At 48.5% G+C, this 16,313-nt stretch carries 9 protein-coding genes; 2 read left to right on the top strand and 7 right to left on the bottom strand.

The window, feature by feature from the left end:
- Positions 1 to 14 precede the first annotated feature (14 nt).
- Positions 15 to 1,556, top strand: a complete 1,542-nt coding sequence (locus KW844_RS16165; RefSeq protein WP_218377826.1) for a SusD/RagB family nutrient-binding outer membrane lipoprotein — start codon at positions 15 to 17, stop codon at positions 1,554 to 1,556.
- 113 nt (positions 1,557 to 1,669) lie between these two features.
- Here KW844_RS16165 and KW844_RS16160 read toward each other — a convergent pair whose 3' ends face one another.
- Positions 1,670 to 7,249, bottom strand: a complete 5,580-nt coding sequence (locus KW844_RS16160; RefSeq protein ID WP_218377825.1) for an alpha-2-macroglobulin — start codon at positions 7,247 to 7,249, stop codon at positions 1,670 to 1,672.
- Between the two features lie 41 nt (positions 7,250 to 7,290).
- Positions 7,291 to 8,781, bottom strand: a complete 1,491-nt coding sequence (locus KW844_RS16155) for an ATP-binding cassette domain-containing protein (RefSeq protein ID WP_218377824.1) — start codon at positions 8,779 to 8,781, stop codon at positions 7,291 to 7,293.
- A gap of 87 nt (positions 8,782 to 8,868) precedes the next feature.
- Here KW844_RS16155 and KW844_RS16150 point away from each other — a divergent pair, with 87 nt between their 5' ends.
- Positions 8,869 to 9,312 carry a GNAT family N-acetyltransferase gene (locus tag KW844_RS16150; protein ID WP_218377823.1) on the top strand — a complete coding sequence of 148 codons (444 nt, stop codon included), beginning with the start codon at positions 8,869 to 8,871 and terminating at the stop codon, positions 9,310 to 9,312.
- 111 nt (positions 9,313 to 9,423) lie between these two features.
- On the opposite strand, the gene KW844_RS16145 is transcribed toward KW844_RS16150, so the two are convergent.
- The 5 genes from KW844_RS16145 to KW844_RS16125 form a co-directional block, all read right to left on the bottom strand.
- A complete protein-coding gene (locus KW844_RS16145) occupies positions 9,424 to 10,182 on the bottom strand; it encodes a DUF6048 family protein (RefSeq protein ID WP_218377822.1) in 759 nt (252 codons plus the stop codon).
- Positions 10,183 to 10,189: 7 nt separating this feature from the next.
- Positions 10,190 to 10,666, bottom strand: a complete 477-nt coding sequence (locus KW844_RS16140) for a DUF6452 family protein (RefSeq protein ID WP_218377821.1) — start codon at positions 10,664 to 10,666, stop codon at positions 10,190 to 10,192.
- A 24-nt stretch (positions 10,667 to 10,690) separates the two neighbouring features.
- Entirely contained in the window at positions 10,691 to 13,570 is a 2,880-nt protein-coding gene (gene uvrA, locus KW844_RS16135) for an excinuclease ABC subunit UvrA (RefSeq protein ID WP_218377820.1), read from the bottom strand.
- Between the two features lie 185 nt (positions 13,571 to 13,755).
- Positions 13,756 to 14,610 carry a hypothetical protein gene (locus tag KW844_RS16130; RefSeq protein ID WP_218377819.1) on the bottom strand — a complete coding sequence of 285 codons (855 nt, stop codon included), beginning with the start codon at positions 14,608 to 14,610 and terminating at the stop codon, positions 13,756 to 13,758.
- A 174-nt stretch (positions 14,611 to 14,784) separates the two neighbouring features.
- A complete protein-coding gene (locus tag KW844_RS16125) occupies positions 14,785 to 16,173 on the bottom strand; it encodes a hypothetical protein (protein WP_218377818.1) in 1,389 nt (462 codons plus the stop codon).
- Positions 16,174 to 16,313 lie beyond the last annotated feature (140 nt).

The raw sequence follows: 16,313 nt of genomic DNA, 5'->3' as shown, positions 1-16,313 counted from the left end.
AATTATATACTAACATGACTAAGCATATATCTAAAATATCTGTTATTGCGGCGCTGGTGACTGGTTTTGGTCTTAGTAGCTGTACTAAAAAGTTTGATGATATCAACACCAATCCAGATAAGCCTTCCCAGGCTTCCTCAGAGTGGCTGGCTACCAATATGCTGACTTCCATTACCTCTAAGGATATCTCCCAGGGTACAGGTTTCCGTCAGCCATTTTCCTTAGGGAAATATATCAGCTGGACGGAGTTGGTAAGCGACAACCAATACAATAAACTTACAAGAGTTGATTTCGCACGTTTGCTGGTACTGCGTGATGTAGAGCCAATGATCAAAAATGCGAGCACTTCGGAGTTAAAAACAACGTTCGAAGGCTTCGGTCATTTCATCCGTGCGTGGCAGTTTTTCCTGACCACTATGCAGGTGGGTGATATCCCGTACTCTCAGGCTATTCAGGGATCTACCGGCGTTATCAAAGCTAAATACGATACCCAGAAAGATGTATTCATCGGTATCCTGAGAGAGCTGGATCAGGCAGATTCACTGTTCGCGAAAGGCGTAAACTTCACCGGTGATTTCATTTACCAGGGAAATGTGGATAAGTGGAGAAGATTAGCGAATACTTTCCAGCTGCATGTACTGATGAACCTGTATAAGAAAACCGGTGATGCAGACCTGGATGTGATCAATAAGTTCAAAGCAGTGGCTGCACGCCCGCTGATGCGTGATTACAGCGATAACTTTGCCGTTACATATACCGCTTCTGCTGGTTATGCTTACCCTTGGTCCAATACACCGGCACAAATCAACTCTTTCGTGGATTACCCGGTAATGTCTAATTCCATTATGGACCCAATGATTGCTTCACAGGACAGACGCGTATTTTACGTGGCAGAACCTGCGCCTGCATTAATCAGAGGAGGCAAATCCGCCAGCGATTTCAGCGCTTACCTCGGTATCGATCCTGCTGATGAAATGTCAACGATCGTGACCAGAAAAACAGCCGGTAATTCCTGCGGCGTAAACAAACGTTACGAGCAACTGTATAACGCTGAGCCTGTGGGACTGATGAACTACTGGGATCTGCAGTTTATACTGGCAGAAGCTACCGTTCGTGGCTGGATTTCCGGTACAGACGCACAGACCTACTATGCAAATGGTATCAAGTCGCATATGAACTTCTATGTAAAATATACTCCTGCATCCTATGCACACGGCATGGTGATGGATGATGCGTATATCAATGCATTCCCTGCTACTGTAGCGCTGACTGGTTCTTCAGAGAATCAAATCAAGCAGATCATCACGCAAAAGTATATCGCTGGTTTCTTCCAGAACTCTGATTTCACTGCGTGGTATGAAAACAGACGTACAGGTTATCCGGTATTGACCATTAACCCTGCTACTAACCTGAATACACCAGCAAATGCAATGCCTTTGAGATGGCTGTATCCGCAAAAAGAGCTGGATTACAACGCCGAAAATCTGAGTGCTGCGCTCCAAACACAATACAATGGCAATGATGATAACAACGTTATCATGTGGTTGCTCAAATAAGCTTTAACCTTGTGCAGATATAAAACTAAAAGGGTGTTCCGATTGCGGAACACCCTTTTAATTTGTAGCAACAGCCTGCGTCTCCTGCGCGGGGAGGCGGGCGCAGCCCATCTCTATTTCTTCACTTCCACCCACTTACCAGGGGTGAAAGCACTAATGGTATTATCATACATCGCTTCACAACTGGTGGCCGGCAGGTAGAACCTACCCAGATAGGCCGCATTCAGCAATACGTTATAAGTACGTGACCTGTTTTCCTCTACGTTAAAGTAAGTGTATACCCTGTCATCACGTATATCCATATACGTAGCCGGCGAGGACCTGTTGGCGCTGTCATTGCCCATCAATCTGGTATTCAGTATTTCCCAGCCTGACGGGAATATCTGCGACAACGCCATTTGTTCGTAGTACCCGCGCTTGCCCGGATTCCGTATAGTCACGGAAGCAACGAAGTCTTCTCCCTGCCTGAGGCTCGCAGGATCTATCGGCTGCCCTTCCCTGGTGAGGTAATGTACCTGCATATCCAGGATGTCAGCGTTATTGCTGGCTGCCGGCTCACTGCCTGATTCCGGCTGGCCGCGGGAGATTACCCTCACATACAGCATATTACTGCCGCTGTTATTGATGGCAATGCTACCGGTATTGTTAGCGTTGAGCGGTATCTGCGATACTACGGAGTTACTGTTGACAGTAGCCTTGCTGCCATTAATAGTATAGCTGAAATTCATTTTGCTGCTGCCTTTGTTGGCCCCGGTGAACTTAGCAATGGCGATCAACGCGTACGCAGTGGTTTGTGTGCTGTACCAGGAGTCGTACTGCGACAGCTTGCTGGCTATTTCCCTGGTGAGGGCGTTCGCCTTGGCTGTTTGGCCCAGTATCGCCTCAGTTTCCAGGATCATGGCTTTATCGCGAAGATCGGAGCCGAAGGTACCGCCCAGCTGATTATAAGCTTTCACATCTGTGGTAAGGCCTGCCACGAGGCTGTTAGCCACTTCCGGTTGTCCGGCGAGTTTATAAGCTGCTGCCAGACGCCATTTGGCCGGTGCGGAAATATATCTGAATTCTTTTAGCCTGTTCATAGCGCCCAGCTCCGGCACTTTCGCCAGGGCGAGCAGGTACAGGCGGTAGGCCTGTGTGAGATCGCCGCCGTAGAAGTTAGTGGTATTTGGCGCCCAGGTGTTTGCTTTGTTACGCTGGTATTTTTTCCATTGATCCAGCAGGCCGGCAGGCAGGGTGTAGCCTCTGGCTTGTGCTTCCACGAGGAAGTGACCACCGTAGTTAGTGCCCCACTCGTCAGCAGTAGCACCGCCAGGCCAGTAGGCAAAGCCGCCGTCAGAAGTCTGGAAGCTGCGGAGCTTATTGATCCCTGCTTTCACGTTGCGGTCAATTTCCGCTATCTGCGATTCTTTCAGGTCCATCAGCTGGTTTAACACCAGTTGCGGGAATACACCGGATGTAGTTTGTTCGATACAGCCGTGTGGATAACTGATCAAAAACTGCAGGCGTTTGCCCAGGTTCAGTGAAGGAATAGTAGATACTTCCAATACCGCAGTATTGGTTCCTGCCATGCCCACAGGGGTGTAGCTGGTACTCCAGCCCTTGCTGCCTTCCAGCGTGTATTCTTCTACGTTAGTGATAAACGGATTCGGATTTCTTACCTGTAACTCTACATTGTCTTCTGCCTGTTCACGGCCGCTGGCGGCTACTACCTTGATTTTAGCCACACCTACCTGCGGTCTTACCTTCACATCAAAGTACACAATTTGCTCACCCGGCATCGGGAAGGAAACGGTTTTAGTACGCTCTCCTACTACTTCCAGCAATGGGTTAGTAGTAAGGGTAACGGTAGCACTTTTTACAGTAGGCTCCAGTCCAAACACGGTTACCGGCAGCTGCATCGTTTCGGATGGACCCAGTACCCGCGGCGCTGAAGTGAGTACCATCAGCGGTTTTTTCACCGCTACGGTTTTTTCTGCCTGACCGTAAGCACCATCCTGACCTGCTACCACCATGGCTTTTACGGAACCGATGTAAGGTGGTAATTTAAATTTATGCGTTTGCTTTTGTCCTGATTTCAGGTAGAAAGGTCCCATGTATTTCACTACCGGCTTAAAGCGGTTGGCTTTAGCTGCGCCGGCATTACGGTTCAACCCTTCGTCGCCACCAATGCTCAGGATGCGGTCCATGTCCACACCCCAGGCGCCGATCACATAATCAAACAGGTCCCAGGTGCGTACGCCCAGTGCTTCCCGTGCATAGAAAGAACTATGCGGGTCCGGCGTTTTAAAGCGGGTGAGGTCCAGCAATCCTTCATCCACAATAGCGATGGTATAGGTCATAGCCTTACCACTCGCCTCGCTCACAGTGATGTTGGCTTCTGCTTCCGGTTTCAGCTTGTCTGGCATCGCGATCTGTGGTTTCAGGATCGTCTGGGGATCTTCTACCAGGATCGGAATGGTGCCGTACATACGGATGGGGAGGTCGTTGAGAGTTTGTGCATGTGGCTGCAGCAAACTAACGTTTACGTATATATTAGGCGCCATATTTTTGGCGGCCTTGAATTTATAGGTAGTCTGGCCTTTTTTAGTATTGATCCATTCCGTTTGCAGCACTTTACTACCGCTTTCGATGCTGATCAGGCCTCTGCCGCCTTCACTGCTCGGAATAGTCAACGTGATATCCTCACCTGTTTTGTAGCTGGTTTTATCGGAGGTAAACACCAGCATGGAGGCCTCTGCTGGATTTTCTTTCTGCATACGCTCTGCCCATCCCGGGTAGTCGATGTACACGGATTTACCAGCGGTATGGCCGCTTTGCAGGTCTTTCACCCGGATGAGGAAACGGCCCCATTCCGGTGAGTTGATGCGCAGTGGATAGGTGCCTTTACCATTGTTAAGTGTGACCACCGTTTTCTCCAGCAGCTGGTTATAACTGTCTTGGGTGAAGTTGGAGTAGTCGTCGGCATCGCCGCCATCCCACCACCATCTCCAGCGGACTTTATACAATTCCACCTGAACTTCCCTGCTGCCGGAAATTAATCTTCCTTCGTCGTTCACATTTACGATATCGACTGTGTGCGACTGATCTGTGAGCAGCATGCCGGTAGTGCGGTCGCCTTGTGGCATACGTACGCCCACATAAGCATTGTAAGGATTATAGGGCAGGGAGAAATTATCGATACTGAAATCGCCTCCCGGTTCAAATACTTTTACTTCAAAGTTGGCTTTGAGCTGTCCGGGTGCGGGCTTGCCCAGCGGGATGTTGGCGCTCACCGGTGCACTGCCGTTGTCACTCAGGCTACCTTCGAAGATGGTTTTACTCTCTGCTTCAAAGCGGGTTACAGGGTCATCAAAACTGAAGTCCTGGAAGCCTTTAAAGGAGGTTTTTTGCTGAGTGAGATTTACATCTACCTTAGCTTTCAAATGCTGAGCAGTAGCTCCAAACAGCCACATAGCGGTAAGGGTACCCTGGGTGCCTGATTTGGATAGGGCATTACCCGGGAAGTCCATTTTAATTTTTAACCGGTTGGGCTTCACTGTTTCAATGCGCACATTTTTGGTAAAGGTGGCACCACCTACTTTTACTTTAGCGAGCCAGCTGCCGGTGATATCTTCCGGTTGTGTAACGGTAGCGAAGTTATAGAAGCCATTGAGACTGCTGTTAGCATTAATACGCTTATACAGCTGGCCTTTCGGATTGTACAATTCCAGTGTAACCGGGAGGTCGGCAGGCAGCTTTTTGTCTTTGTCTTCCAGGATGAATGTGAGATAGATGGAGTCGCCGGGACGCCATACACCTCGTTCTCCGTAGAGGAAGCCTTTGATGCCCTGCTGCACTTCCTCACCTTTCACATCGAAGCGACTAAGCGGCAGGGAGCTACCATCATCCAGTTTCAGGTAGCCGCGTTCGGAACCTTTTTTGGCAATGAGCAGGTAGGGTTTGCGTTTAAGATCAAAGGTAGCCATGCCATCACCATCGCTCTTGGTTTTAAAGATCACCTGGTTTTGGAAGTCGAGCAGCTCCAGTTCCACGGCCATCAATGGTTTGGTATCGCGTATATCCGTTACCGCTACCACCATGCTGTTATCATTGCCACGTTTGGCGGTGAGGCCAATGTTGGACGACATGATGTTGCGGGACGACCACCGGTCTTTATTATAGTACGAGTTAGAGCAGGGATTATCTCTGTCATCCCAGCGGAAACCCATTGGGTAGTAGGAGTCGTAGTTGCCCCAGAACTCATCATCTTCATCTACTCCTTTATGTTCTGAGTAGTATCCGTAGTCTTCATATTCACCTTCCTCATCGGAATTGGTTGCGGCTGGCGTGTTGTCTGCGCTGCAGGCGGTCATCGCATATTCGCGGCGGAAGCCAATGGTGATGCGGTAAATAGCCCCTGGCTCAGTTTTTACCAGCTGATCCAGGTCCAGGAAGAAACGATTTTTCTTGTGGAGGTTCAGGGATTTGTCGTTATCGAGGCGAATAGTTTTCTGTACTACGGGCTTGCCTACACGTCGTAATTCCTGGGAGCCATTCAGGTCGTTTTGTTGCAGGTATTGTGGAATGTTGTTTTCATAAATTTTGATGATGCTAACATCCACTGCTTTCAGATTCACGGCTTCAAACGGTATCACCATTTTATTACTTTCCGGCAATATCACGCCTTTTCCTGGAATGCTTACGGACGGCATGGTGTTCTCGAAATTCACGTTGGCGCTGTAGTTGCTGGATAAGCGTTTATCCGTGATATTTAGTATACCCTCGTTGATTACCACGCTGTAGTTGCCTTCCAGGCGATTAGGGGCGTATACTTTTACTTCGCTGCCGTCAATGCTGTAGCGGAGGTCGCTCTGGCCGCTGATGCTGATCAGTCCTTCCAGCGACTGTGCCATGCTGATAGGATCGGAGAACTGCACCAGCAGGTGTTGTTCCGGATCGGACATGGCTTTTGTATTGAGTACTTTGAAGTCGCCTACTGCTGGTACTTCTATGGTTTCTTTGCCATCTTTATCTACTTTCAGTGAAGCGCCATTCCAGGTAAGTGCCAGGCTGGTGGCGCTGTTGTGGCGTTGAATATTATTGATGGTGTATTTAGAAGTATGTTCGGCAGCGTTATGCTCCCACGTAATGGGCAGCTTTTTGCCCTGGTAGGTGGCCGTCAGGATTTTTTCGATGTCCTGCGGCTGCTCAGCATCTGCGGTGTAAAGGCTTCCAGAGAAGGACATCCGGTCGAGAGACGAGTTGTCGGCTGCCCGGAGACCATTCATGTCTACCGTAAAAGAAGGCTGGATAACTTTAAAACTAAACTCGAATGTTTTAAGGTCGGCAGGTACTTCCATCACTTTATCCAGCAGGAACTTCGCGTTGTATTGCTTGCCCGGCTGCAGGTTTTCATCGGGCCTGAACTCGATGGTGGTGGCGTCAATCCAATAGGTTTTACCCTTGATGGATGGCGAGAACTCGAATACCTGTTTTTCTACAGGTTCGTTTTGTGTGTGGGTAACGTTGGCTTGTCCGGCCAGGTGAACGCGAATAGCACTTTGCTTGGAAATAATCCCCGCCGTATAGGCTTCGATGTATTTCGCAAAGGCGACACTCGGTTCTTTCTTAGTTGTTCTACATGCACTGTACAGGCACACAACTGCTACACAAAATAGGGATGCTAAAACAGCATGACGTATTTTTGGGTACATCAGTAAAGGATTATGGTGATTAACTGGTGCGAATATACTGATTATATCATGTGACCCCTTTCCAGGCGCAGGAATTTATTCACGCAGGATGGCAGTTCTTCTTCATAGTGGGTAACGTATATCAGCGTTACCGGCATATGCTCGCACAATTGTTCTATCACTTTTTTGAAATGATTTTTTTGTTGTTGATCAAGCCCCTGGCAGGGTTCATCAAAAATCAGCAGTGGCGGATTCTTTACCAGGGCGCGTGCCAGCAGTACCAGGCGCTGACTGCTTTCAGGAATCAGTTTAAAAGGCTGGTCTGCTGCATCGGCAATGCCCAGTATCTCCAGCCAGCTGGCGGCAATGGCTTTCTGCTCTTCTGTAGCGGGTTTGGTGCTGCCAATAATGTCAGAAAAGCCGGAGCATACTACTTGCAGGCTCTTATCTCTCGCCGTAAAATATTGGTGTAATTCGGGAGATACAAAGCCTATCTTTTTCTTTATGTCCCAGATGCTTTCCCCACTGCCACGTTTGCGGTCAAACAACCAGAGCTTATTAGCGTAGGCTTGTGGGTTATCACCGTTCACCAGACTGAGTAGCGTGGATTTTCCGGCTCCGTTATGTCCCAGTAAAGCCCATTTGTCATTGGGCTTCACCAGCCAGGTTATGTCTTCCAGGATGGTGTTTTCACCGTATTTCACCTTTACCTGCTCCATGCGGATGATGGAATCAAACTGTTGCGCTGCAATATTTTTAGTAAGGGATGCTATCTTCTCTGTTTCAATTAAGGGTAACTCAGCTACTGATTCATCCGGTAATGGCAGTTGCAGGTATTCATCGCGTGTATACTTTCCCGTTATAGTCCCGTTATCCAGTGTAAGTACATGAGTAATATGTGCAGGTATTTCCCGGGGAGATGTAGTGAGTATCACCGTTGTGCCGCCGCTTATTATTTCGTTTACCATCTGGCTGAAATCCTTCCGCGTTTGTACATCCAGACCTACATAGGGATTGTCGAGCATCAGGAGGGTAGGATTTTTCAGCAGGCCATGAGCGATCATTACTCTCCTGGTTTCCCCGTTGGAGAGTTTGATCAGGCGTTTAGCCAGGAGCGGCTGCAGTTTCAAAGGAGCCAGCAGCGCAGGTATATCAGTGATCCCAAGATGTTCCGCTACAGTAGGACTATTATCCGCATCCATGCTGTTGAAGCGCTGCTGGTAATAGAAGTCCGTAGTGGTGTTGGATAAATTTTTAAAGGTATGATGATGCCCCACGAAGGCAATCAGGTTACGATAGTTGAAATACGGGTCCGTAATAACATGCGATAGTTTATATCTCTCATAAAAATGATACCGGATACTCCCATTGATGATATTAAACTTACCTAGTATGGTATTGAGTAACGCCGTTTTTCCGGAGCCACTGGGACCGGTGATGGCCCATTGTTCGTTTTCCTTAATATCCCAGGAGAGCCCGGAAAAAAGGGTTTTATCAAGGTATCGTACGGTGATGTGTTCCAGCGAAAGGAACAGATCTGCATTGGTTCCCATATTAATCTGTTATTTAGTGATGCATGTGGGGGTAAAAATAGCAGGATTATTGAAAGGTTCGTACTTTTATGTGATAAATCTAAGGCGATGCGTTGGGAGATAAAATCATTTGATGAATTGACTACAGCTGAATTGTATGCAGCCATTCAGCTAAGGGTAGCAGTGTTTGTAATTGAACAGAATTGTCCTTACCAGGACCTGGATTATTCGGACCAGAAAGCCCTGCACCTGATGGGATACGATACAGAAAACCGGCTGGCAGCATATACCCGGTTGTTTGATAAAGGCATCAAGTACGCGGAAGCGAGCATCGGCAGGGTGGTAACGGCATCTTTTGCCAGGGGCAAGGGCGCAGGCCGGGAGCTGATGGAGGAATCTATTAAGCAGATTTATCAGCAGTTTGGGCAGCAGCCGATCCGGATTAGCGCACAGCAGTACCTGGAAAAGTTCTATACTTCGTTAGGATTTAAGACTGTGAGTGAGATGTATTTGGAGGATGATATTCCGCATGTGGAGATGTTGAAGGCATAGGCATTTCAGGCCCTAAACGGCTACAATTTTTTACAATAGCAAAGGGCCGCAGCAAGCGGCCCTTCTACAAACGATCAAGGGACCAAAGGTCCCTTGATTGCAAAACAAAATTTATCTGGTGGAAACCGGCTTCTTCTCTTTGGGTGGCACATATCTTTCTCTCACCTTATAGAACGGCAATACATACGATACGGTGTATTGCATATCAAATACTGCACTTTTGGAACCGCTGCCAAAACCTGGAATCGTGAGTGGTGTGAACCCATCTTTCTCCACACTATTGATTAATATCCTGGTTCTTACATTCCATCCGAGGAAGAAGTTTTTTAGGACCTCTGTTTTTAATCCCAGTACCAGCTCAGCCCAGTGGGCGGTCACATTGGTTTTGGGATAGGAGCCTGACAGTTGTCCGCCCCAGTAGGGAGCATGAATGGTGTAAGTAGGCACTTCATAGTTGAAGTGGGAGATGCCGTAACGGATACCCCCATAGAACATATTCTTTTCGTTGACATACTGTCTTTTCAGAAAATTATAGTCCAGGCCTATGGTGGCAAACATACCGTTGCCCTTATAGGTATAGTTGGTATCAGAATACGGGGTGTTGGTGTAACCTACTTCCAGCGCGGCGTAGGTATTGGCTTTGAGGCGTGCATCGGCCACAATGGTGTACTCCTGGCGGTAGGGATAGTAGATGTTATTAACAATCCTTCCCAGGTCCACGCCTATACGTAGTCCGCCGGGAACGAGCCAGGAACTGTCTTTCACCGGAGCGGCAGTAATTTTTTTAACAGCGCTTTGATGCGTCGTGTCTGCTGCTGATTTGGCAGCAGTGGTAACTGGCTTTTTCTGTGCAAACAGGGTTCCGCACAAAAGGCAGCTACTCAGTATAAAAGAAAAGTTGAAGGTGCGTATCATTGCTGTTTACTACTGACTTTTGAGTAATTATAACCGAGTCGATCAGGTGTCTGGTGGCGATCACTGTATCCAGCATAAAGGTAGTACCAAAGCCACATCCCGGCGAAATAAACATCGGCGTTCGTGTATACCTGAACGTGAGTGTATCTTTCCCTACGAGGGAGTCGATGCGCAGCATAAAGCGGCAGGTATCATTCACAGGGTCCAGGTTGAAGTACACGTTATTGGTACGCACATTATTAAGCAGGGTATCTTTATCCAGTGCCAGTGTGGTAACGGCACGGAAGGTGGTGTCCCATACGAAGTTCAGGCTGTCGCGCCGGAACTCCACGTGTACATCGGCGCGCAACGTTTGGTCGCAAACCTTTGTTTCATTTTCGCAGGCCGCCATCCCAATGAGGACGAGGCCTGCGATGATCAGTTGATAAATCGTTTTCATGCTGAAATTTGCGTTGGCAATATATTAAATTCCCAGCTCCTTTTTGAGAAAACGGGCAGTATGGCTGTCTTTACAGGTGCTTACCTGCTCAGGTGTGCCGGTACAGAGTATATTACCGCCGCCAGCGCCGCCTTCCGGCCCCAGGTCCACGATATAGTCGGCCATCTGGATCACGTCCAGGTTATGTTCAATCACCAGCACGGTATTGCCTCTGTCTACCAGTTTATTCAGTACCTGCAGCAGCAGTTGAATGTCCTGGAAGTGCAGGCCGGTGGTTGGTTCGTCGAGGATGTAAATAGTTTTACCGGTATCTTTCTTGGAAAGCTCGGTGGCCAGTTTCACACGCTGTGCCTCGCCACCGGAAAGGGTTACGGCGGACTGCCCCAGGGTGATATAGCCTAAGCCTACGTCCTGTAAGGTTTTTATTTTACGGTATATCCAGGGAACAGGTTGGAAGAATTCCACGGCCTCGTCTACTGTCATGTCCAGCACATCGGAGATGGATTTGCCTTTATAGCGGATTTCCAGTGTTTCGCGGTTGTAGCGGCGACCATTGCATTTTTCGCAGGGCACGTATACGTCCGGCAGGAAATTCATTTCTATCACGCGCATACCACCGCCTTCACAAACGTCACAGCGGCCTGTTTTTACGTTAAAGGAGAACCGACCGGCGTTATAGCCGCGGATCTTGGCTTCCGGCACCTGGGAAAACAGGGTGCGGATGTCCGTAAAGAAGCCGCAGTAGGTAGCCGGGTTGCTTCGTGGGGTGCGACCAATCGGGGATTGATCGATTTCAATTACTTTATCGATATGCTCCAGTCCTTTGATGCTTTTGTAGGGCATCGGTACCATTTTGGAATCGTACGCGTGTTTGGACAGGATAGGATATAATGTTTCGTTGATGAGGGTGGATTTACCGCTGCCGGAAACGCCTGTAACGCAGATGAAGGTTCCCAGCGGGAATTTTACGCTTACGTTTTTGAGGTTGTTGCCGGTAGCGCCTTTCAGTTCCAGGAAGTTGCCATTGCCTTTACGGCGCTCCGCCGGGATTTCCGGCAGCGTGGTGCCGTTAAGATAGCCGGCGGTAGGCGTTTTTAGCTTCAGGATTTCCTTTGGCGTGCCTGCGGCAATAATCTGGCCGCCGTGCACACCTGCGCCCGGACCAATATCCACCAGGTGATCGGCGTGCAGCATGATGTCCTTATCATGTTCCACCACAATCACGGTGTTACCCATTTCTTTGAGGTTGCGCAGGGCGTCGATCAGCTGCATGTTATCGCGCTGATGGAGGCCAATACTGGGCTCATCGAGGATATAGGTGATGCCCATCAGCTGGGAGCCTATTTGCGTGGCCAGCCTGATACGTTGCGACTCTCCGCCACTGAGTGTTCTGGTAGCACGGTTCAGGGTAAGGTAGGTCAGTCCTACGTTGAGGAGGAAGCCGAGTCTTTCCCTGATTTCCTTCAGGATATCTTTAGCGATGACGTTTTGTTTATTTTCCAGTCGCTCTTCGATGCCGGTAAACCAATTATACAGTTGGTCCAGGTCCATGTTGCCCAGTTCAGCGATATTTTTTTCATCTACCTTGAAGAACAGGCTTTCCTTTTTCAGGCGGGTACCTTCACATACGGGGCAGGTGTCCAGTTGCATAAAGCTTTCGGCCCAGTTGCGTACGTGATCGGAGGCGGTGTCGTTGAAAAAGCGGCGAACGGTGTTGATCACCCCTTCAAATTCTGTGGAGTATTTGGAGGTGTCGATGGTTTCATCGATATCTACATCCGCTTCCAGTTTACCGTTTTCATCTCCAAAGAGGAGCATGTTGAGTGCTTTCTGGGGGATGTCGGAGATAGGCGCGGTGAGGGAGAATTTATATTTTTTAGCGAGTTGCTGTACCTGTTTAAAGGTAAAGGTATCGCGGGCTTCGCCGAGTGGTTTGAGACCGCCATCATTGAGGGAAACGCTGTAATCGGGGATTACTTCGTCCATATTGATCTGGTAGATGGTGCCGAGGCCTTTACAGCGAGGGCAGGCGCCATAGGGCGAGTTAAACGAGAAGGTGTTCGGAGAGGGCTCTTCGTAGGAGAGGCCGGTTTCTTCACACATCAGCTGTTTACTGAACTGGCTTACTTTGCCGCTGTCATGGTCCTGGATAAACAGGAGGCCTTTGCCCATAGTGAGTGCTTTTTGTACACTCTGGCTGATGCGGGTGCGGGCATCTTCCTGTACCTGTATGCGGTCGATCACGAGTTCGATTTCGTGGATCTTGTAGCGGTCTACCTGCATACGTTCTTTCAGGTCCATGATTTCTCCGTCTACGCGTACTTTGAGGTAGCCTTGTTTGCGTACCTGTTCAAAGAGTTCGCGGTAGTGTCCTTTACGGCCACGTACCAACGGCGCGAGGATTACGAGTTTCTTTTTGTTATAGTGCTTAAACAGGTGCGCGAGGATTTCTTCTTCGGAGAAGCGTGTCATCCGTTTGTTGGTGTTATAGGAATAGGCAATGCCTACACGCGCAAACAGCAACCTGAGAAAGTCATAGATTTCTGTAATGGTACCCACGGTAGAGCGTGGGTTCTTGTTAGTGGTTTTCTGTTCGATGGAAATAACGGGCGACAGGCCGGTGATTTTATCCACATTGGGTCTTTCCATATCGCCGATAAACTGGCGTGCGTATGCAGAAAAGCTCTCCATGTAGCGGCGCTGACCTTCCGCATAGATCGTATCAAAAGCCAGTGATGATTTTCCACTGCCACTGATACCGGTAATGACCACCAGTTTGTTTTTGGGCAACTGCAGGTCCAGATTTTTCAGATTATGCTCCCTTGCGCCGTATACGGCGATATGGTCATCTGAAGGAATCTGTGGAGCTAAAGCAGCAGATACATTCTCTTTTTTCTTTGCCATAATAAGTCAGGTGTTCACTCAAGTGCGTGTCCGCTTAGAATTTATAGTTTCCAGGTTAGCAGCATCTTTAAGTAAGCGGGCAGTTGTGAACAGGAATTAAGGTATAAAGTTACCGGATTTTTGGGAAAGAAAAGAGGCCTGCCGGAATTACGGACAGGCCTGTATTTGGCATAGGAAACCGGGGATTATTGCGGAAATGCCTGCCATTCCAGTGAATAAGTGGAACCATTACATTGGTAGCCGCGCAATTTTTTTCCATAATCAATCACATGGCTGGTGATGGGGTAGCTGGTGACGGCACTGGTAGTATCATTCAGATAATTCAGGCCGAGAATTTTGCGTTTAGGGTTGTATGGGAGTAAACCGCTGTAACGCATTATCCTGATGGGCCATTCATCTGGCTGATCTACTTCATCATAGTAAGCATGCAGGGTTTCTGTACTGTCCACCGTCCCGTCAAATAAGTAGTTGAGTGAGGAACCATTGTGATTTTTCAAAAATGGTCCGTAATCCGCAAATTGCCATACTGAAATGTTATTGCTGACGCCATCAAGGGTTCTGGAAATGCCGTTAATGGTCCGGTATGGCTCACCGTAGCTGATATGGCCCGTTTGGAGGCTGCTTACCCATGGATTGCTGGTATAGGTGCATAGATAGTCAGAGGGACGACCGATACTGTCCATTCTTACGGAAAGTATGGTGTCCATGTGATCCATGGAATAGAAGTACACGTAATTGCCCGCATAGGAAACTTGAAAGTACCATTGGCCATAATAGCTGCCAAGATTCTTGTTGAGCGACATGCCAGTGAGCTTTCCTGTGCTGTCGTAGATGTTGTACGCCATACTGGCGCCCGGAATGCCATTTACAGTAAAAGTGATCTGTTGGAGTTTCCAGAGGGTGTCAGGCGTAGTGTTGACCACGGCCAGTGCGCCTTTTTTATTAACAGGTTGCAGGTCGATGGCAGTGTCGCGGCGGCAGGCGGCCATCAAGAGCAGCAGAGCGGCGAGAATGGGGCGGCGGCTGAAAAGTTGGGACATAGTTAGGCTGATTAGAGGTTAAGAAATGAATACCAGTTATCAGCAGGTGTAATCGGTAATAGGTTGATGGTAAAATTAAGTGCTGGTGAAAGGAAAGAAAAAGTGGTTTTTCGGGTAGGTATATACGAAAAACCGGGTATCATGAACTGTGATACCCGGTATGTCCCTACACTGTTATTGTGGCTTTTGCCCATGGTATTGCCTGAACTTTTTCAAGGCTTCATAGGCTGCTCTTTGTTTTTCATTTTCCTTGCCAGGGTGGGCATTATTATACCCGCCTATGGATTTGAAAGCCATCACCATATCATAGTCCATGGCTATGTGGCCTGACTCAAAAGGTACAGTACCATAATTGTTTCTGAACCACAGCTTCCATTTGGGGCTTCCTGGAACGAATGTGACAGATGGATTGTTATAATCTGGTCCTGGAAACATGGAGGTGGTGAATGGATTCTGAGCAGGGGAATGGCAGCTCATGCAGGAGGAAAGCGCTAATCTGGGATAGATATTACCGTTTTCATCTGCGGCGTTGAGTGAAACGGCTCCATCGTTAGGCCCACTGAGCCTGCCGCCCCATCCCAACGTTTCTTTACTGTATAAAGGTGCGTTTTTGTTGATCACTGTTTCGCGAAGTTTAGGATAGGGTGGGGTTACCGGACTGTTGACTTCCGGATCATTTCCCCACATTGCTCCCAGGGGTACCATCTTATCCCAGCCGGTACCATGGTGGTCTTTGTCGTACACGAATGTGGAATAAACCCATCCGGTCTGCGGAGAGGATTTGCTGTCTTTTACAATCACATCCATCTGGAAAAAGCTTACCTGGCGCAGTTGGTATCCTTTGGCCGTATCAGCTTTGGTGGGGACGTTACCGTATACATAAAAAGTTTGTGCGCTGTCCATTACCGGCCATTGGGGATAATTTATGTTGGAAAAAGCGAGTTTAACGATGACGCTGCCTTCCTGGAATTGTGCAGCATTATTTGACAGGTTGTAACTGTCGCCTGTTTGCCCCCAGATTTTCCCTACTGTATAGGCTGCAAGGGAATCGTAGAGGGTTAGCACGTAGCCGGTTTCAGTTTCCGGAAGTGAGGTAAACATGCCTTTCACATTACCGTTACCCAGGTAAGTACCGAGGATGGGCTCTCTTTCAGATCCGATCCATGGTTCATGGAACCAGCCGTGGTCAGCAGCGGACCAGGTATGATTGGAGGTGAAAAAAGGCAGTAGGTGTGGTTTGACATAGCTTTTCAGGGAGTCCATATAGGCGAAAGCGTTTGCTGGTCCGATGGGCTGCCCTTTCAATGCCTGCTGCCAGGAAGGATTTTCAAGCGTCCGGAAAGTATCCGGATAATTGTGACTAAGCTGGAATAAAGGGTACGGGTATTGTGAGGAGTCGGGCACCTGGCTCATATGATTGGTGAAAGCGCCGTTTCCCACGACTGCAGGTGCTGTATACCGCTGGGTGATGGCAGGTGTATTACTACCGCCGCAGCTATAGGTACCTATTGCTAATGCGCCTAAAAGGAATATGACTTTTAAGCTGTTCCATTTTCTTTGCATAACCAGGAGGGTTTAATGAAGGATAAGTGATTTTAGAATCTCTACAGCAAAATTACCTGGGTATGTGGGGAGAGAAAAAGTGGTTTTTCGGGTATGTATACACGAAAAAAAGCTGGTCATACGACCAGCTTTTTCCCAAT

It is taken from the genome of Chitinophaga sp. sic0106, from assembly GCF_019219075.1.
Lineage (GTDB): Bacteria > Bacteroidota > Bacteroidia > Chitinophagales > Chitinophagaceae > Chitinophaga.
This window is presented reverse-complemented; position numbering and strand designations above follow the sequence as displayed.